This is a genomic window from Streptomyces sp. NPDC001443 (assembly GCF_053597355.1).
The window spans coordinates 1-19,819 of the sequence record NZ_JBSFIA010000078.1; the positions used below are offsets into that span (position 1 = coordinate 1).

Annotated in this window: 12 protein-coding genes and 2 pseudogenes; 9 read left to right on the forward strand and 5 right to left on the reverse strand. The window is 68.4% G+C overall.

Features of this window, described 5'->3' with window-relative positions; translation table 11 throughout:
• Positions 1-92: pseudogene (locus ACWC24_RS40920) on the forward strand (winged helix-turn-helix transcriptional regulator); the annotation flags it as partial.
• A gap of 444 nt (positions 93-536) precedes the next feature.
• Here ACWC24_RS40920 and ACWC24_RS40925 read toward each other — a convergent pair.
• Entirely contained in the window at positions 537-728 is a 192-nt protein-coding gene (locus tag ACWC24_RS40925; RefSeq protein WP_385656093.1) for a hypothetical protein, read from the reverse strand.
• 280 nt (positions 729-1,008) lie between these two features.
• Between ACWC24_RS40925 and ACWC24_RS40930 the strand changes: the two genes are divergently transcribed.
• The gene (locus ACWC24_RS40930; RefSeq protein ID WP_450668006.1) at positions 1,009-3,516 is read left to right on the forward strand and encodes a Helicase associated domain protein; all 2,508 of its coding nucleotides are present in this window, start codon (positions 1,009-1,011) and stop codon (positions 3,514-3,516) included.
• Positions 3,517-3,582: 66 nt separating this feature from the next.
• Here ACWC24_RS40930 and ACWC24_RS40935 read toward each other — a convergent pair whose 3' ends face one another.
• Positions 3,583-4,521, reverse strand: a complete 939-nt coding sequence (locus ACWC24_RS40935) for a Shedu anti-phage system protein SduA domain-containing protein (RefSeq protein WP_385656090.1) — start codon at positions 4,519-4,521, stop codon at positions 3,583-3,585.
• Positions 4,522-4,775: 254 nt separating this feature from the next.
• Here ACWC24_RS40935 and ACWC24_RS40940 point away from each other — a divergent pair, with 254 nt between their 5' ends.
• Positions 4,776-5,576 (forward strand): hypothetical protein, encoded by an 801-nt coding sequence (locus ACWC24_RS40940; RefSeq protein WP_450668007.1) that lies wholly within the window; start codon positions 4,776-4,778, stop codon positions 5,574-5,576.
• A 562-nt stretch (positions 5,577-6,138) separates the two neighbouring features.
• Here the strand turns inward: ACWC24_RS40940 and ACWC24_RS40945 are convergent.
• Complete coding sequence (locus tag ACWC24_RS40945; protein ID WP_450668008.1) at positions 6,139-6,825, reverse strand: hypothetical protein; 687 nt, start codon at positions 6,823-6,825, stop codon at positions 6,139-6,141.
• Positions 6,792-6,980: a hypothetical protein gene (locus ACWC24_RS40950; RefSeq protein WP_385656084.1), complete on the reverse strand. Its 189-nt coding sequence runs from the start codon at positions 6,978-6,980 to the stop codon at positions 6,792-6,794. Before ACWC24_RS40950 ends, ACWC24_RS40945 begins: the two co-directional genes overlap by 34 nt.
• Positions 6,981-7,418: 438 nt before the next feature.
• Here ACWC24_RS40950 and ACWC24_RS40955 point away from each other — a divergent pair, with 438 nt between their 5' ends.
• The 6 genes from ACWC24_RS40955 (at position 7,419) to cas3 (ending at position 18,456) form a co-directional block, all read left to right on the forward strand.
• Complete coding sequence (locus tag ACWC24_RS40955) at positions 7,419-10,007, forward strand: hypothetical protein (protein WP_450668009.1); 2,589 nt, start codon at positions 7,419-7,421, stop codon at positions 10,005-10,007.
• A gap of 2,227 nt (positions 10,008-12,234) precedes the next feature.
• Positions 12,235-12,903, forward strand: a complete 669-nt coding sequence (locus tag ACWC24_RS40960) for a CRISPR-associated endoribonuclease Cas6 (protein ID WP_450668010.1) — start codon at positions 12,235-12,237, stop codon at positions 12,901-12,903.
• Positions 12,900-14,324, forward strand: coding sequence for a hypothetical protein (locus ACWC24_RS40965; protein ID WP_450668011.1), 1,425 nt, complete (start codon positions 12,900-12,902; stop codon positions 14,322-14,324). Before ACWC24_RS40960 ends, ACWC24_RS40965 begins: the two co-directional genes overlap by 4 nt.
• Complete coding sequence (cas7i, locus tag ACWC24_RS40970; RefSeq protein WP_385656079.1) at positions 14,321-15,352, forward strand: type I-B CRISPR-associated protein Cas7/Cst2/DevR; 1,032 nt, start codon at positions 14,321-14,323, stop codon at positions 15,350-15,352. Before ACWC24_RS40965 ends, cas7i begins: the two co-directional genes overlap by 4 nt.
• A complete protein-coding gene (gene cas5 / locus ACWC24_RS40975) occupies positions 15,349-16,011 on the forward strand; it encodes a CRISPR-associated protein Cas5 (RefSeq protein ID WP_450668012.1) in 663 nt (220 codons plus the stop codon). The genes cas7i and cas5 overlap by 4 nt, the downstream gene beginning before the upstream one ends.
• 84 nt (positions 16,012-16,095) lie before the next feature.
• Complete coding sequence (gene cas3 / locus ACWC24_RS40980) at positions 16,096-18,456, forward strand: CRISPR-associated helicase Cas3' (protein ID WP_450668013.1); 2,361 nt, start codon at positions 16,096-16,098, stop codon at positions 18,454-18,456.
• A gap of 938 nt (positions 18,457-19,394) precedes the next feature.
• Here cas3 and ACWC24_RS40985 read toward each other — a convergent pair.
• Positions 19,395-19,559 (reverse strand): annotated as a pseudogene (locus ACWC24_RS40985) (helix-turn-helix domain-containing protein); the annotation flags it as partial.
• Positions 19,560-19,819: the final 260 nt, after the last annotated feature.

The window sequence follows — 19,819 nt, forward strand, 5'->3', positions numbered from 1 at the left end:
GCGTGGCCCTGCTGCCGCTGCTCGCGGCGATGCAGGACTGGGGCGACCGATGGGTGCTGGGCGACGGGAGTCTCACCGCGACCGTGCGGGAGGGCCGCGGAGCGGGTACCACATCGCTGCGCGATGTGCAAGCGAACACCCGCGCTGCGCGCGGGTGTTGCGCTCGCGCTCCGCGCGAGCGCTGGCGTGGAGCTGCGCTCCACGCTCATCCTCCTTGCTGCGCAAGGAGGATGACGGTCCGTCCGCTGCGCTCCCGGACCGGCGGGACTTCGTCCCGCTACCAGGCTTCCGCTTCGCTCCAGCCTGGCCGGCGGGTCCGCTGCGCTCCCCCCCCTGACGGTTCTTTCGGCTGCGCCTCCAGAACCTAACCGGCCACGCTCCGCGTGGCCCGGGCTGGCAGCAGTAAGGGTGGGGGGCGTCGAGCCGGGTGCCGCTCACCCGCTCCCCCTTGGCGCACCTCAGGTGGGAGTGGGTGAGCGGGCTGACCGAGCTGCCGCGCGGCCAGCTGGGGTTGTTATGCCGGCCCACGTTCGGGGTCACTTGTGCTGCTGTTCGGTGCGGCCTTCGAAGTCGCGCCGGATCGCGGCTGCCTGATCCTCGATCAGTCCGGTCTGGTCGGGGAAGTCGAGAACCGCACCGCAGTGGTTGCACAGCTTCCCGTCTTCGGCGGGCGTGCCGCAGGCCTTGCAGAACCGGTTGCCTCGAGTGTTGCCGGTGTTGTGGGTCATGGCTCTCCTGGTCGGGTGGGCGGCGATGGGTACGGAGTACCCCTAGCTTGTGTGCTCATTCTTCGGCTCGTCTGCTTCATTTTGTGGCTAGGATAGAGTCTGGACCTGAGTATCAGTGCCTCTGCGATTGCCTGCTGGAGGGTGGTCATTTGGGCTCCAGGTCGAGGATGGGCCTGTGCTGTACGGATGGGCTACTGGCCAAATCCCTTACTAGTAGGGCTAGTTGCTTGTACGGCGGGGTGAGGACTGTCGTCCGCCTTGCAGGAGGGATTGGACCTTAGTGGCTGTGAAGGAGCTTCGTCCGCATCAGCGGGAAGCCGTGGATGCGGTACTCCGGGCGCTCGAATTGCCTGCAAGATCGTCTGTGCCCGAGCGGGGCCTGCGGACGCAGGTGATCATGGCCACCGGATCGGGCAAGACGCTGGTGGCCGCCCGGAGCGCTGAGGAGCTCCGTGCGGGCCGTGTCCTGGTCCTCGTGCCTTCCCTGGACCTCCTCGCCCAGACCGAGGGCGCCTGGCGCGAGGGAGGGCGCTCCGGGCCGATGATCGGTGTCTCCTCCCTGCGGGGGGAGGAGGCGTCCTTCCCGAACACCACGGACGTGGGTGAGCTGGTCTCCTGGGTGCGGCCGTTCGACAAGGTCACCGTGTTCGCCACGTACGCCTCCCTCGGGCTCGGCACGCTGGAACGTGCCCACCAGGCCGGCCTTCCGGGCTGGGACCTGATCGTCGTGGACGAGGCGCACCGGGTTTCGGGCCGGATCGGCCGGCCGTGGGCGGTCGTCCACGACAACACTCGCATCCCGTCCCTGCGCCGCCTCTACATGACCGCCACGCCCCGGCTGTGGCAGATGGACGAGGATGCCGAGGGCGCGCCGGGCGAGCTGGTGGCGAGCATGGAGGACGACCCGGACGGGCCGTTCGGCGCCCGCTGCTTCACGCTGACGCTCTCGGCGGCGATCGACCGGGGGATCTGCGCGCCGTACCAAGTGGTGTGCCTGGACATCACCGACACCCAGCTCCAGGCCGCGCAGTTCCTGGGCGCGGAGGGCCGCTCGGACCAGGTCCGCGGGGCCCGGCTCGCAGCCCTCCAGACCGCGCTGCTCAAGGCGTCCTCGGAGGAGAACTTCCGGCGCACGCTCGTCTTCCACCACGTCGTGAAGGAGGCCGAGGCGTTCGCGGCCGGCCTCCCCGATGTCGCCAAGCGGCTGCACGCCGCCGACCCCGAGCTGTACCCGAAGATGGTCTGGGTGGACTGGCTGTGTGGCGAGCACAAGCCGGGCCATCGGCGCCGGGTGTTGGGCGAGTTCGCGTCCGGGATCGCCACAGACGGCACGATCGTGGAGAAGGCTTTCCTCGGCTCAGTGAAAGTGCTGGGCGAGGGCGTCGACACCAAGAACTGCGACTCTGTGTACTGGGCGGATGTGCGCGGCTCGATGCCCGACCTCGTCCAGGCCGTGGGCCGCGCGCTGCGGATGCAGCCGGGCGAGGGCAAGGTCGCCTCGCTCGTGGTGCCGGTCCTGCTCGGCCCGGGTGAGACGGCGGACAACATGCTCACCAGCCGGGCGTTCGGGGGGTTGGCGAAGCTGCTGGAGGCGCTCAGGGCGCACGACGCCCGCGTGGTGGAGCAGCTCGCCGAGCAACAGGCGCCAAGCCGTGTCAGGGGCGTTCAGAGCCGCAGCGGGGACCAGGAGAGCCGAGGCAAGGGGGAAGAGTCCGGCGGCCCGTCGGCGCCCGCGCGCCAGTTGCTGAAGTTCTCCACGCCGCGCGACCCGGCGCAACTGGCCGCGTTCATCAACCTGCGAGTTCTCAACCCCGAGCACGAACACTGGCGGCGCGGCATCGAGGCCGCCGTCATCTACAACCGGCTGCACGGCGACCTCAAGGTCCCCTTCACGTACCGGGTGCCCAGCGGAGAGGACCAAGCGGTGCAGGGCGAAGGGTGGCCGGCCTCGCTCGCGAACTTCCCGCTCGGGCAGTGGATCGCCGACAACCGGCGCTTCTACGCCCGCAGCGACATGCACGAGGACCGCATCGAGCAGCTGGAGAAGCTCGGCATGGTCTGGTCGCACTACGACATCGCATGGGACGAAGGACTCGCCGCAGCCCGCGGATGGGCAAAGGAACACGGGCACCTCGCAGCACCCACCGACGCCACCTTCCAGGGTTACCGCGTAGGGCTATATCTGAAGAACGCGCGTGCAGCCGCCCGGCGAGCGGCCGAGATCGAGCAGCGGCGAGCTGAGGGGTTGCCCGTGGAGTCCGCGGCTGGCGCCCTGTCACAGGAACGGCGCGAACAGCTTGACGACATCGACCCCGCCTGGTGCCCCGCCTGGCCCATCGACTGGCAACGCTGCTTCCACCTCACCCGACAACACCTCGACACCGGCGGCACACTCCCCACCCAGCCCGGCACGGTCGTACGCCAAGGCGAAGACCTCGGCCGATGGGTACAGGCGCAGCGGCTCGCCTTCGACAAACTCACCGGCGCGCAGCAGTGGATGCTGGAGCACATCCTCCGGATCGAACCCGCCGACGACGAGAAACCGGCACCGCGACGCAGCCAAGCCGACAAATGGACCCTCAACTACGAGGCTGCCCGACAGTTCTACGAGCGCGAGGGGCACCTGCGCGTGCCGAGGAAGTGGGTCGAGCGGATCGTCGGCGGTAAGGACCAGGAGGAGCGGGAACTCCGGCTCGGGGCATGGATCAGCAACCAGCGCTCCAGAGCCGCGACCCTGACCCCGGAGCGGATGGAGCTGCTGTCCGCCGTCGGCATGCGGTGGGCGTAACCAGACAACCCCAGTGGGGCCGGGCAGGGGTGCTTCTGCCCGGCCCGTCCATGCACGCCGGGAAAGCTAAGCAGTCAACTCGCTCGGCTCGGATTCGGTGGCCTCGTCTGCGGCGGTCACATGGCTCAGTAGCGCATGGCACTGGGAGACGAGCTGGTCATAGGTCATGACGGTGATTCCGTGCATCCTGCTGTTGAGCCCGTGCAGAGCACGCAGCTGTGCCTCCTCCCAATCGCAAGACCGCCCGATGATGACGACGGCACGGGGGTGGTAAGCGACGATGTCGGGACGGGCAGGTCGCAGACCGAATTCGGCTGCCCGATGCAGGGTGTCGAGGTAGCGGTGGCACTGCCCGATCGCCTTCGCTGTATGCGATGACCAGTACCAGTTCTGGTGCGTGTCGTCGTAAAGGATCACGTCCTTGTCCGGACGCTTCAGCTCGTATACGTCACGGAGCCCACTGGCGGTGGACTTCATCAGGAGGTCGACATGATCGCCAATTCCGATCACTCTCTGATCATCGCGGACGACATATGCATTGCCGAAAGCCCAGGAGTGGCGCTCACACCAGTCTTGGTAGACGTCCTCTCGGTTACGGCCTTCGGCGAGGTGCTCTTGCAATTCGGTGACTGCCGCCCTCAGCTCGCCGATCCTGACCGCAGCTGAGAAAGCTTTGGCCAGAGTCTCCGGGTTGACCTGATGGGCGAGTTGTGCGGCGAACCGACGGTTTTCAAGGGCGCAGCCTATAGCACCGACGGCGTCGTCGGATGCATCGGGCTGTGCCCCGAACCCATCCGTCCTGAGCACGATGAACTGGCCATCGTCGTCTTGCTCAGACACAGAGAGCGCTTGGGCAATGTGCCGCTTGAGTATGTACAGGTCCTCCGACTTGAGCGTCATCTCGCACTGATCACCGGTCCGTTTGTCTGTACGGACGAGCTTCATAGAGAGCTCAGGCGATGAATTCCTGTGGGGGATGAAGAAGGGGATGGCCTCGATGAGCACGTGAGAGGTGTCCCTAACGACCAGTCGGTTCCCGTACGAGAGGGCCCCTGAAGCAGCAGGACGCCGATCAAAGAACGTTGGCTCATTCCAGTCCATAACTGCATGTTGGGCCACTGCATCACTCTGTGTCTCAACTTTCCCTAAAGTAGATCACCTATTCGATTCATGAGGGCGCGGCTCGGAGAGAGGTCCCGTAGTACGACACGGCCCTGCTGCGCTCCAGCCCCGCGGCCCGCAACGAGATCCTCGTCGCCGTGCTGGCGCGGGCTTTGCCATCCTGGGGAGAAGAAGACGCCCAACTGCGCGTCGAGGATGAGGATCCGTTGGGGCTGTGGCGGGTCGGTGGTGCGGTTGCCGGTCCGGTGGCGTTCGGCCGCCGGCTGTGCACGGCGCGGCGCACAGGGGCGGCGGTGCGGGTGGTGCGGTACGCGCCGCGGTGGGAGCGGGTGTGCGTGCGGCATGGGCGGTGGCTCCTGGACGCCGACGCCCACCAACCGCTGGAGCACCTCGACCTGCGTGGCCTGCCAGAGGTGGTGGAGGCGCAGCGGCGGTGTGCCAGGGTGGCGCGGCGGGCGGTGCGGGCCGGGGCGGAAACCGAGCGGGTGTTCGCGCTGGCGCGGGCGGTGGTGGCCCGGTGGTGGGAGCAGGCCTTTGGCTGGGAGCGGGAGGCGATCTGGCCGCGGCGCCTGCATCATGTGGCGGGCGGGGATGCCGGTGGTGATCTGGAGCGGTGGCGGATCGTGGGGCGGCACGCGGTCGTCTTCCCCGAGGTGGTTGCCGTCGCCGACGCGCTGCTGGACCCGGGCATGGCGGAGCTGGTGTGGGTGGACAGTGGTGCCGGGCGGCCGCGGGCGCTGCCTACCGATGGGATGTTCTGCCGCAGGCTCGGCGAGCAGGTCGGCCGGCCCTGGCTGGGACCGCTGGCCGCGACAGACCACGGCGGGCACACCAACAAACCCCCTCCGAGCGTTAGCGGCCGTTTGACAAGGTCGTCCGCCCCATCGCGGCTTCGGAGATGGCTGGCGCCCTACGGCCGACATCGCCCGGCCGCGTAGCCGGCCCGGACCGTCTCGTCGAAGGGACGTGCCTGGCGGCGAAGGGGAATTCGGCGGCCGGGCAGGGCAGCGTTGAGTAGGGCCGGCCACGCGCCACGACGAGGCGGGCTGGCTCCCGCCGACGGAACTCGCCCCTCACGGAGGACAGGCAGTCACGGCCTTCAGGGCGGTCACCTTGGTGAGATCGACCGTGGCCTCGCCTCCGGAGGCCTTGAGGACGAGCCGTCCGGCGTCGACACGGACTGTGGTTCCACAGATCGGGCCTGAAGGCGTCGTGATCTCCAGGTTGAGACTCCTTCTCCGGTCCGTACCAGGTCATGCCCCCAGCCGCCACCAAAAGCAGGGCGCAGGTAGCGGCAAGGCGGACCCCCGAGGCCAGTGAGCGGACTGAGTCCAGGGCTTCGGCGTGCTCTGCGAGCGGTCTTGGCGCCAGGTCGCGGACATCCGTGAGGGCTGGGCGCCCGTGCGCGGCACGGATCAGCCGGAACGCACCCAGACCACCCGTTGCGAAGGCAAGGGTGATCCCCATGATCGTCATGGACACCACCAGCGAGTTCCGCGCCTACCCGTGGGCGGCGAGTTCCTCCTCCACTCGACCTGGGGGTGGGACGACACCGGCCTGGCCGGCTCCGTCGCGACGGAATTCAGCGACACCTGGCCGCTCCTGCAGGCCGGTGCGTTCGGAGGAACTCTTGAACACGCCCAGCGTGTCCACGCCGCGCTCGTCGCCTGGAGGAACGCGAACGTACGGCACCCGTGACACCACCGGGGCCGGGGCACGCACGAGGAAGACCAGCGGTGAGCTCCAAAATACGGGCGGCGCGGCCGGGAAGCGGCACCAGCAGCTCCCGTGCCGCCGCGAGGAGAGCGGCGTACAGGCGGCGGGCCGACCTTCCTCGGCGCCGACGCCGTGCAAGGTGCCCGAAGCCTTCGCGTACAGATCCCCCCACGCATTGAGGAGCTCATCCTGTGCGGCACCGAGCCGCAGGCCCATCAGCCTCTCGGCGATCCCCCGCGCCCGCCGGCGCCGGTGGCCGCCCGGGTTGTGTACTTCGCCGCGCAGCACCTCAGCCGCGTCCCGAATTCGCTCCCACCCCGTGTCGGTCACTGCGACGGGGGCGGCAGCTGGGGCGGGAAGGGCGGCGTCCACCGCGTCCAGCAGATCCCTTGCCGCGGACTGTAGACCGACCGGGCTCTTCGGGGCCCCGGGCAGCTTCAAAACAAGGCATCGGCCGCGCTGCGCACGCACGCCTCCACGATCTCCCCGGGCCGCTCCAGCCCGCTGACCCCGGACAGGATCCGGTGCGCGTCCCCCGCCAGCCCCAACGCCCGGGCACCCTGGGCTCCCAGGCTCAGCAGAGCCCCGGCGAGGATTTCGTCGGCCTCGGGGCAGTACGTCCTCACCGGCTGGCAGCGTCTCGTTGCTCACCGGTGCACCGTAGAGCCCCGCGAACGCCTCTGGGCCAGAACCGCATAGCCCGGCTCACCAGCTCACGCCGCTCCGTTGCCACGCGCTACTACCTCGAATCGCTTCGCGAGCGACACGGTTGGACGTTCGTTTCACCTGATCTGGTGAACTCCGCCGTCCGGGTTCGGCACTGCGCCGGAACGGGTGGCAGATTCCGTGGTGCACGTCGGTGGCTCATCACCGGCGTCCGCCTCATGCCGCCGCCGGCGGAGCAGGAGCAAGCTGCGAGATGTCCAGGCGCCACCGAGGCGTTGTTGGGGCTGATCGTTCTTCGGGCGTTGGCAGGTGGACCGTACGGGGCGAGGACCGCCGTACTCCCTTCTACAGGGTGTTGGCCCGTTCTTCGTCGGCACGAGGCTTCGGCGCTCGGGCGCGTGACACGCTCCCGAGAGACGGGAGTTTCTGTGTTGGCCCGGCACGCCGGGTGGAAGGACAACACCATGGTCGCGAAACGACCTGATGGCATTTTCCCGCACATCGGCACCGACGCCTGGGGCCGGAATCTCGCGGACGCCATCGAGAACACCTGCGCGGAACTCGGGGTCGTACCGCCTCCCCGGCAGGCGATCACCGAGGGGCTGGCCACCGCTCTCCCGGACACCGAGATCAAGGGCCTGATCGCCAGCCGGAGCAACAAGAAGGTGCTCAAGCCCTCGGCCTACCGTCTCGTGCAGGCCGGCGATGAGCAGGTACTCCTGCTGATGTGTGACGTCCATGGCGCTGCGGTGGTCCCGTGGGACCTCAACGACCGCACCGTCAGCTGCTGGTCGCCGCCCATTGCTGAGGCCAGCCAGCGCGTCAAGGACCTCATCGCCGCCGAGCTGGCGCTGCACGATGCCAGGAAGACCGCGAAGACCGCTGAGAAGGAGCGGGAGAGCTGCCGCCGCGCGGCCGGGGACGACCCGTACGCCGCGCAGGCCCTGGCAGCGGCCACGCAGAAGCACGAGGACGCTGAGCGCCGCGTGGGGGAACTCGAAGGCGAGCGCCAGGCCCTCCTCACCGCCCTTGGTGGCCGGCGGCCGCGTCCTGTGGTCCGCGCGGTGGAGGAGGACGGGGAGCCGAAGGCGGCGCTCACTCTCGCCGAGCAGCCGTACGAGGTGGCCGTCCACATGCAGCGCTACGCCGCCGAGAATCTCGAGCGTGCTGGGAAGACCCGCGGCTACGACCTGGCCGAGTCCCTCGTGGACGCGGGCCAGCTCTCCAAGGGCATGAACGTCCTGCAGCAGTGGCAGATCACCCGCCCCGACGGCACGGTGTCGAAGCTGTGGCGGCTGGCCGCCGTGACCGGGAACAACCGTGCACTGGCGCGTCTCAACATCTTCCGTGTGCGTCCGGAACACCTGGTCACGGGGATGCCTCAGTCTCTCCTGCCCATGCCGAGGGACAAGAAAGCCGATCCCGAACTGCTGCTGCTGAGTCAGCGGGAGATCCTGAACCGGCTCTCCGACCGGCTCAACGACGCCGTCGCCAAGCCGGAGACGGAGGCGACCGACCCGTCGGTCCGGGCCGGGAAGATCGCCACGGTCTCCGCGGAGATCGTGATCGGCTGTACCAAGCCGGCGGCGCTGGAACACGTCCTGCGGACGCTGAACGTCAACGACCACCTGCGCGGCATCCAGCCCTACGACGAGGACGCGCGTCTGATCGCCCTGTTCGCGACGCTCGTCGACGCATACGCCAGGGAATCGCTCCTCGCGGACGCGCTCGCCGAGGCGTTCCCCGACGCGCGTGGCGTGGACCTCCTCGACCTGGTCGGGGTGCGCGACGCGCTGACCGCCAACGGACCGCTCGACCCGCTCGTGCCGCTCGTACCCGCGGGGGACGACGTCTCCCCGGCCGTGCTCCGCGACATCGCGGTGCGCGCCATCACCGCGCTCGTGTTCCCCGAGATCCCGCCCGAGGCCCCGAAGCGGACGAACGTACGCACCGTCCGGGACACGGGGTGCTTCTGGCCGATTGTCAGGGGGACGCTGCAGGAACCGGCGTGGAGCCAGGTAAAGGCGAAGACGGCAGAGGCACGTACCCGTCTGTGGTCCGCCGCCGTTGCCCAACTGTTCCTGCACCGGGGCAACATCCTTTCCGCCCTCGGCTTCTTCGGTGTTCCGGAGACCGCTAAGGGTGCCGGGCAGGACCCGCGGTCACTCAAGGTGCTCCTCCTCGGGGCAGAGGCCGGCGAAGCGACCGCTTGGGCCGCCCTCGTCCAGCGAATGGCACCGGCGCTGATTCACGCTCCGCAGCCGTTCATCACCGCTGGTCAGGGCAGCGAGGCGGGCGACGGCCGCAAGGGTGTGCGCCGCACTCCCAAGAGCGCCCTCGCCGCCCTCACTCTGGCGTACACGGCAACCAGCGCCCCGGGCATCAGCCGGGCTCTTCTCCTCGCATTCGCGAAGGCCGTGCTGGAGCACCCGGACGCGACGCAGCCGCCCGAGACGGAAGACGGTACGCCTCTGATCTGTTACGGGGAGCAGCACTGGGTCAAGGGCCGGACGCCGATCACCGCGGGGATGGTGATCGCTCCTGACACTGAGGGCCGGCCCACCCACTACGTCGCTGACAAGGCATGGTTCGACGAGATGTTCCCTGTTGAGCTCGGTCGCCCGGCCCCAGGCGGCCCCGGAAGCACCACCACTCTCCCCACGGCCGGAACGAGCACGGATCCCACTGTCACCACCGTGCACGGCGCACCGCCGGCCGACCCGCACGACCAGCTGGCCACGCTGCGCCGGGAGCTGCCCGCCCGTGTCGAACTCGTCGAGGGGAGCTACCAGCAGGCCGTGGACTCCGCCCACGGCCTGATGACGGATTTCGAGGAGGCGCACCGCCTGCGAGTCCAGCTCGGAGAGGACGCGCTCCCGGCCGAGCAGCGCATCGAGTGGATGGAGAAGCTGACGAAGGTCCGGGCCGCGGCCCAGGCCAGCGTGACAACGCTCGAACAGGTGGAAGCGCTGATCCTGCAGGTCTGACCGGTGCGGTAGAACCCGAGCCCGTCGTGTGCCGGCGGGCTCCTCAAGGCAGCTGAGGAGCCCGCCTCCTGCCCTCACCAGAGGCGTGACTCGACCGGCTACGTGACTGGTTCAGGGGCGCATGCCGGCGTGAGCAGGTCAGCCGGGGCGGCTCGCACGCCACAGCAACGCGCCCCCACGCTAACGAGGGGGCGCGTCGTGCCCTGGGCTAATGACGACCGTGGCCGGTGATCCGAAAAACGCAAATCTCTGGACGTTGCGAAGCCTCGTGGACAGATGACGACCTTCGACATGGCATCTCCGGCGACCTCGTCATCCTTTTGCAAACTCTCCTGAGCTGATGACGACCTGCTCGTCGCGCACGCAATTCGGGTACAGGTGACGTTGCGAACCCTCCTGGGCTGATGGCGTCCCGCGATCCCCGCCGGGGGCGTACCAATCGGCCAAACCACCGAATTGCGAACCCTCCTGGGCTAATGATGACCCGACCTCCTCGTCACCTATGACGAGGTCACCACCTCGTTGCGAACCCTCCTGGGCTAATAACAGCCATCGCGCGCTACCTCTCCACCGTCGACGCCATCATGGTTGCGGAACTTCCTGGGCTGATGCTGATGGCTACCCTGGCCAAGCTCGTTGTCGTCGGCATCATCATCGCTTTTTGACCCCTTCTGGGCTGATGACGACTTACTCGGATGGCATGGATCATCTGGCATGTCGCGTTGCGAACCCTCCCGGACTGATGATGCCCCCCCCTCTTCGGGCCGCTGGGCATCCAGCCATACTTCGTGACGTTGCGAGCCTTCCTGAGCTGATGACAACAACGTGAACCTGTACTGGGTCGTCCCGATCGCTGAGGAGTTGCGAACCCTCCTGGGCTGATGACGACAAGCTGGGCCGCACGGGACCTGCCCACCGCCTACCGGTTGCGAACCCTCCTGGGCTGACGACGACGTTTGCGGAGGTCAAGGGCCAGCTGACCGTGCTGGTGTTGTGAACCGCTTGGGCTGACGACGAGCGAGACCTTCTGACCGCAGACGTCGCGGATCTGGTTGCGAACCCTCCTGGGCTGATGATGACGCAACACCGACACAGTGCCCGCCATGCTCACTCCCGGGTTGCAAACCCTCCTGGGCTGACGACGACGATCCCGGACTTGCTATGGGCAAGCGGCTCTTCACGAAACCCTCCTGGGCTGATGACGACCCAAGGCTGCGCACGAGGCGAACCTGATGATGATCCTGCTGCGAACTCTCTTGGGATGATGACGCCTCGGACAGTCGGCTACTACGTCCTCGACTGGATGATGTTAGGAACCTCCTGGGCTGATGACGACCTGCATCCCTGGCACGACCAGCCTCACCAGGCTCGGGTTGGGAGCCCTCTTGGGCTGATGACGACGCAGTTCCTGCCAGGCGCGGGCCTCATCCACCACTGGTTGCGAACCCTGCTGAGCCGATGACGACTGGACGAGTGCCACCGCGTCCCCGCCCGCACGTACATGTTGCGAACCCTCCTGGGCTGATGACGACCGCGGGCTGGGTGATGGCCGCTGGCGCCGCCTACGCGTTGCGAACCCTCCTGGGCGAATGGTGACCAGAGACGGCAGGCAGCCGGGACTACGGCACCTACCCGTTGGGAACCCTTCCGGGCTGATGACGACGTCGACGACGACTGGCACTACACCGGTACCGTCGCGTTGCGAACCCTCCTGGCTAAAAGACGACGAAGTGTTGCACCAGCTTCGCGCTCGAACTGTGGGCGTTTCGAGCCCCCCCCGGGGCTGATGACGACCCGGCTCCTAGCGATGAAGGGCACGCGCAAGCTCATATCGTTGCGAACCCTCCCGGGCTGATCACGGACCGGCTGCCCAGTCCTGCGTGCCGTGCCCACCTACCCGTTACGAACCCTTCTGGGCTGATGACGACAGCAGCTGGCTACTCATCAAGATCATCATCGGCCTCACGCCTGACAGCTGGTGACAGTACCTGACCCGTTGCCCGCAATGGTGGTATCTCCCAGCTCAGCGGACGTTGTCAGTGCCTCTGTGTACGTTGCTCCTCGGAACGCCAACTCCTTGTTGAAAGGGCTTATTTGGCGTGCCCTGATGTGGACTCATTCGCCCCGGACGGGGAGAAGGGACGGGATCGTGCGGTTGCGCTTGGAGATCAGTACACGGGCTCGGGAGATCCCATGGGAGAACGTCCTCGCTCCCGGGCGAGGCATCGTGTACGACGCGCTTCGGCGGACTGCGCCCGATCTCGCGGAGAAGATCCATGAGAACGGATGGGGTCCGCACGGTATGGCCCCGTTCGGGTACAGCGCGCCCATGTTTCCGAGCGCGCGGCGGGTTCGCGGGAAGTATGCGGCGGGCGGGACTGGTTATCTGGAGTTCGGCAGTCCGCTGCGGCAGTTCGCACAGGCTCTGGCTCTGGCCTTTATGGACCCGGCCCGCTCGCTGCTGGACTGGGGCGGGGTCGCGCTGCAGGTCCGCAGTGTCACCGTCCAGCAGCCGCCCAGCTTTACCGCCGGCCGGGCCCGACTGCGCACGGCCAGCCCTGTGCATCTGTCCGAGTACCGGCAGCCCGAGCCCGGCACCTCGCACACCGTTGTACGGGCGTTGCTGCCGGAGGATCCGGCGTATCCGGTGGCGCTGGAGCGCAATCTGAACCGTCGGGCCGAGACATTCGGCCACGCCGCGGACATCTCTGTCGAGGGGATCACGTGGGTGGGGGTGCGCCGCGCCTTCCGGGTCTGTGGCCAGGGCCGTTCCGGTCACCGGACGGGGGCGCCGGTGGAGGTCGAGGTTCGCGGAGGTGCCGGCGCGCTGGCCGCCTTGTGGTCTGCGGGGATTGGTCAGCAGACCGGGGCCGGGTTCGGGTGGGTGACCGCATGACCGAGATCACGACTGAGCAGGTATCGCTACGGCTGACGCCTCATCCATTGCAGCGGGTTGGGGCGTTCGCCCTGGCCGCGTTCGCCGGCGCCCGTCATCCGGACATGGTGGCGGGCCCGCTGTTCGAGGCGGCCACCAAGAAGGTCACCGCGGCTGCTGTGCGGGCCGCGCTCGTGAGGGATACCAAGGCGGAGGCCGGGTTTCTCCTGAAGTGCTCGTACAGCCTGTGGCCGAACAGCAAGATGAACCACCCGCGGAACAAGAAGCTCTCCGATACGGAGGTCACCGAGGCCGTCCGGGCCTGGCGCACCATCCCCGCACCGCAGACCTGGCCGAGGACGGGGTGCGTGCTGTGCGGGGCAGCGGCGGTCGGGTTCTATGGCAAGAGCGACGTCGTGCTGGCCGAGTCGGTCGCCTATCGCAACAGCACGCCGCGCGGGCACGCGGGTCTCGCGCTGTGCTGGCCGTGCGTGTGTTCCTTCCACGCGGTGCCCTTCGGCAGCCAGCTGTCGGGAGGCCCGAGCACGGTCGTACACACCTGGGACGAGCGGTTTGCGGCGCACACCGTCGGCCGGCAGGTGCAGCGCAATGAGCTGCTGATCACGCTCGGTGCGAAGCCGGCCAGTCCGCAGGCCGACGTTGCTGTCCTGGCGGCGCTGCGTGGCTACGAGCACCGCGTCACAGCAGGCGTGGAGCTGCTGGTGTTCACCAACAACAACCAGGACCAGGTCCTCACTTCGTATGCCGTTGACCAGCCGCTTGCCGAGTGGCTGCGCACCACGACGCGGCTGCCCGGTCGGCGGACCGGGTTCTCGTGCCTGCTGCGTTCCTTGCGCACCGACAAGAACAGCGGTGTGCAGAACCTGGCCTGGCGAGTGTTCCACCGTCCCGAGAGCCTCCCCGGCGTTCTCGCCACCTACCTGACCGCCCGGACCGAGGCCTGTGGCCGGCCTGCGCCCGAGTCGCCGCCCGTTGCCGAACTGGCCGGTTCCTATCTGCACGAGGTGATGCACATGGAAGAGAAGGATCTCGCTGAGATCCGTGCGACCGCCCAGCGGGTCGCCGCCCTGTTCAAGCCCGATGACACCGGGGGCAAGCTCACCGGTTTTCACGCCCTGTTCCGCACCGGCCGCGGCGCTGACCTGCGCGGCTGGCTGCAGCGCCACGGCGTCGAATGGGTCCTGTCCCGCCCGGAGGACGGCGCTCCGCTGATCACCGAGCGCGGGTTCGAGCTGTTGTTCTCCCCCAGCCAGGACGGCAACGCCTGGTTCTTTAGGCAGTACCTGCTCACGTCCGTTCTGGCGGAACTGCACCGCCGCGGCTGGCAGCCCAAAGACGCCAAGACGATCGTCGAGGACTTCGACCCTGACGCCATCGACCCCGCCGACACTGAAGCCCTTGAGGAAGGAATCGCCCCGTGACACACCTCGCAGGAAAGCTCGCGCTCGACATCCAGGCCGGCGCCCCCAACAACGGCCGCGGCCAGGACAACGTCGGCGTGGTCAAGAAGATGCAGGTCGGCCGGGACACGTACCCCTACATCTCACCCCAGGCCGTGCGCCGCTGGCTGCGCGACAGCTTCCCCGCCGGTGAGACCGTCTCCCCCGTCCTGCGCGAGGGCAAGGGCAAGAAGCAGCAGGCCTACACCAAGGGCCGCCCCGACCTGTACGCGGACGACGACCTGTTCGGCTACATGGTCGCCGTCAAGGGATCGGACAGCTCCTGTCAGCGCGACACCGTCCTTGCGACCGGCACGTTCGTCAGCGTCACCCCCCAGCGGCCCACCTCCGATTTCGGCACCATGACCCGCGGGTTCGCCACCGACGACAGTCCCCTCATTCACGAGCACGAGTTCTACACCGCCGTCTGCGCCGGCGACCTCAACCTCGACCTGCCCCGCATCGGCACCTTCGAGACCGACGGACAGGGCATCCGCATCGCCCTGCACTCCCAGGCCGCCGAGGAAGCCACCGCGGCGGGCGCCACCGCAGCCACCTTCCGGGGAGTCGCTGCCCTGGTCCTGGACATCGCCGAGCGGCGCCGCCGCGCCGCCCTGGTGCTGCGCGCCCTCGCTGCCCTGCGGGGCGGTGCCAAGCCCGCCTCCCACTATGGAGACCGCACCCCGGCCTTCATTCTCCTCGCCCCCCTCAAGGGCGGCGTCAACCCTTTCACCCGCGTCCTGGCCAGCAAAGACGGCAAGCCCGCCTTCGCCGCCGACACCCTGGCCGAAGAAATCACCGCGTGGCGCGACGAACTCGACGGAGCGGTACGGATCGGGTGGGCGCCCGGCTTTCTCGGTGACCAGCGCGACCGAGCCCGCCGCGACCTGGAGGACCTGATCACCGCGGGCACCGTGGTGATCGACCATCCGCGCACCATCCTCAACGGCCTGGCCCAGGAGATCGAAGACGGTTCCCACGACGACTGGTTCGAGGACGCCAAGGCATGACCGCCGCAGCATCCGTCACCGCGCTCGAGGCCACCTTCACGGCCCCGGTCGCCAGCTTCCGCAATCCCCTGTACTCCGGCGTGCAGGTCCAGCTGCCGTGCCCGCCGCCGTCCACGGTCGGCGGCATGCTCGCCGCCGCGGCCGGCGGCTGGCAGCACATCCCCGACGCCTTCCGGTTCGCCATGGCCTTCCACGCCCGCGGCCGCGGCGTCGACCTCGAGACCTACCACCCCCTCGACGCCAAAGGCCGGCCCACCACACCGGTACCGAAAGAGCGGGAATTCCTGGCCTTCACCACCCTCACGGTCTGGATCACCGACCAGCCCGACCGGTGGCGCAGCATCCTGCGCCGGCCCGCCTGGCCGCTCCGCCTCGGCCGCAGCCAGGACCTCGCCGGTCTGCGTCTGGGCACCACCGAACTCACCTGCGAGGCGGGTGAGCAGCGCGGTGCCGTGGTCGAGGATGCACCCGGCCTGGCCGGTACCGCGCTGCGTCTGCCCACCGCGATCCGGCTCGACCGGACCCGCACCGTGTGGGGCACCTACCGCCACGAGCCCACCGGCACCACGGCGACAACGGTTCCGGGCAGCTACCGCACCCCCACGGGGCAGGCGGTCAGCCTGCTCCCGCCCACGCATCCCGCCACCGCGGAGGCCTAGCACCACATGGCGCCACCCACACCACCGCCGTCTAAGCCGCCGACAAGGACACCGGCAGAACAGCAAGCTCCAGGAGACGCGTGTGTGCTGCACACGGTCCTGGCCAAGAGCGCCCAGTACGGGCGGCGGCCCGAACGGCTGACCGCCCACCTGCGCGCGGCCCTGGAAGCAGCCGACCTGGTGGCCCGGCGCACCGGGCGGATAGCCACGGCCGCCGGCATCCTGCCCGGATTCTGGGAGGCGGTGCGCCTGGCCGATCTGCTACACGACGCGGGCAAGATCCCACCCGGCTTCCAGCAGATGCTCACCGGCGGCCCCGCCTGGGGCGAACGGCACGAGGTGCTCTCCCTCGCCTTCACCCCCCTGATAGCGGACGCAGAGGTGCGCGCCTGGGTGGCGGCCGGAATCGCCACCCATCACCGGCCGCTGACGAACTCCCCCCGCGCACTCGCCGCGCTGTACGGCACGGCGCCGCTTACCGAGTGGCGGGCCCGCTTCGCGCCGCTCGACCAAGCCATGGCCGACGAACTCGCCGCATGGTTGTACCGGACCGCCGATGGGGCCGGACTGCCCGCCCAGTCGCTGCCGGCCGGCAGCGACTGGATCGCCCAGGCGCACACGCAACTCGGCGCGCTGCTGGACCGCTTCGAATACGGCACCGACCCGGATGAGGGACTCGTGGCGGTCCTGCTGCAGGGCGCCGTCACGATGGCCGATCACCTGTCCTCCGCCCATGCCCGGCCCCACCTCGTGCAACCCATGGGCCCGGCCTTCGCCGCCCGCCTGGAAGACACGATCAAGGCCAAGGGCTACACCCTGCGCCCGCACCAGCAGCGCGCCGCCGCGATCGACGGCCACCTACTGCTGCGCTCGCGCACCGGCAGTGGCAAGACCGAAGCCTCCTGGCTGTGGGCCTGCCGGCAGACCACCACCATGCAGACGGCCGGGCAGGGCGTACCCCGCGTCTTCTACACCCTGCCCTACCTCGCCTCGATCAACGCCAACGCCGACCGCACCGCCCGGGAACTCGGAGCACCGGAACTGGTCGGCGTGGCACACGGCCGCGCGGCCGCCTACCACCTGGCCAACGCCGCCTGCCCTGAAGACGGCGACGACAAGCGGGTGAGCGCCGCACGCAAAGCCGTCGCCCGCCAGGCCGCCACCCGCCTGTTCACCGAAACGATCAGGATCACCACCCCCTACCAGCTGCTGCGCGCCGCCCTCGTCGGCCCCGCCCACGCCTCACTGCTCGTGGACGCGGCGAACTCGGTGTTCATCATGGACGAGCTGCACGCCTACGACACCAAACGGCTCGGCTACATCCTGGCCATGATGGGCCTGCTCGAACGCCTCGGCGGCCGCTTCGCCATCCTCTCCGCGACTCTGCCCGACGCCCTCGCCGACCTGATCACCGACACCCTCACCCAGACCGTCACCCGCACCGACGACGCCGACAGCAACCCACCAGCCAGGCACCGCATCCGCACCCGCCCCCACCACCTCACCGACCCCGCCGCCGTCACCGAAATCACCGACCGCCTGCACCGGGGCGAGTCCGTCCTGGTCATCGCCAACAACATCCGCCAGGCCCAACACCTCTACGACCAGCTCGCCCCCACAGCACGCGCCCTGCACGGGCCAGCAGCGGCGACCATGCTGCACTCCCGCTACAAACGCCGGGACCGCTCCCGCCTCGAACAGCACATCACCGCCCGGTACAGCACCGACCGCACCCGCGCAGGCCAGCGGCTGCCCGGCCTAGTCGTCTCCACCCAGGTCCTCGAAGTCTCCATGGACGTCGACTTCGACGTCCTGTTCACCGCCGCCGCCGACCTTGAAGCCCTCGCCCAACGCTTCGGCCGCGCCAACCGAATCGCCGCCAGACCCCCCGCCGACGTCATCGTGCACGCTGCCCACTACAGCCCACGCAACAACGCCCCCGGGCAGTGGTTCGCCGACGGCATCTACCCCCAAGCCCCCACTCAGGCCGCCTGGCGCATCCTCGCCGCCCACGACGGACAACCCGTCGACGAAAACGAGATCACCGACTGGCTCAACACCATCTACGCCACCCCCTGGGGCACCACCTGGCGGGAGGAAGTGCTCCACCACCGGGATCAGTTCGCGGCCACGTTCCTCGACTTCACCTATCCCTACGACGACCGCACCGATCTCGCCCAACGTTTCGACGAACTCTTCGACGGAACCGAAGCCATCCTCGTCGAAGACCGCACCGCGTATGCCGCCGCACTCGACCAAGCCGACGGCCGCCCAGGCCGGCTGCTCGCAGACGACTACCTCATCCCCCTACCCGCTAACACCACCCCACGAGCCCACTACGACGAGGACCTGAAGGTGTATATCGTCGACGGCCAGTACAGCAGCGAACACGGCCTCACAAACGTAAGAAACGCAGGCATCCCAGGCCGGTCAGCATCAACCTGACAGCAGGCGCCATTCCCCCTCATCAGCCTTCGAAGGGATCGCAACTCCCACACGTCCTACTCAACAGGAGCACCCGGCGGGCCCCTATCCGCCCAGGAGGGATCGCAACACGTCCGTGGCGGCGTCTGTCGCAAGCGTCCATAGACCGTCATCAGCCCAGAAGGCTTCGCAACATGTGGTGGGCCTCGGTGCTGTTCTCGGGATCGCGGTTCGTCATCAGCCCGGGAGGGCTCGCAATGCGACCAGCGCCGGATAGGAGTCCAGCACCACGGCATGTCGTCATTAGCCCAGGCGGATTCGCAACTAGCTCTGCCAGTCGAGGACGATAATGTCGCCCGGTTCGTCGTCATAAGCCCGGAAGGGTTCGCAACTACTCAGCCAGAAGCGCCTTTGCGATGGCTCGCCGCCCGTCATCAGCCCAGGAGGGTTCACAACAACGCGAGGACGTCGTACAGCCAGTCCGCTAGCCAGGTCGTCATCAGCCCACGAGGGATCACAACGCATCGCCGTTGATGTCGATCACGAGCCGGTCCGTGATCGTCATCAGCCCGAGGGGATCGCAACATCAGCGGCCCGCCGTCGACCAGGCGGCGGAACTGGTTGTCATCAGCCCAGGAGGGTTCGCAACGGCTTGACCTCGACGGCGGTGATGGACACGAGGACGATCGTCATCAGCCCAGAAGGGTTCGCAACAGGTTGGGCACGGACCAGCCGGTGGCCTGGGTTGCAGCCGCCCGTCGCGGACACCTGCAGACGCTCTGCGCGCGACAGCAGGCACGGCAGGCGCAGGGCGGGGTTGCGTCCTTGGAAGTGGTGTACGGGCTCCCACCTGATCCGGGCGTTTGGCCTGGCGTCTGAGGAGTGCCCGGATACAAGAACGGCCACCGGCTGATCTTCGAGATGTCGAGTCACAAAGGAGATCAGCACGACAACCGCACCCGACAGGAGCGGTCGCTCATGCCGGCTTCGCCGGACTGCCGGTGGCGGTCGGCCCAGCGCTGGGCCGTGGTCGGCGAGACCTGGAAGCGTTCCGCGGCGCGACGCAGGGGCCAGTTGTCCTCGACCACCCGGCGCGCCAGGCGCAGCCATCCGGTCTCGGTCAGGGGCGCATACGGTGGGGCACGAGGGCCTTTCGATCAGGTGTAGACGTCGCAATCCACACCGAACCGGAAGGCCCTCACCTGTTCAAGATCCCTCAGCCGAGACCTGGCTCACCCGTCCACAACCTCCCGAGACAGAACACCTAGTCATCGCCCCCCGCACCGCAGCCCCCCGTTACCTTTTTCATGGCTCCGCAATGGGGCCTCCGGCCTTCGGGTCCGGCATGACTTCCCCCTCCTGTTGTTGATGATCCGGGGGGTGG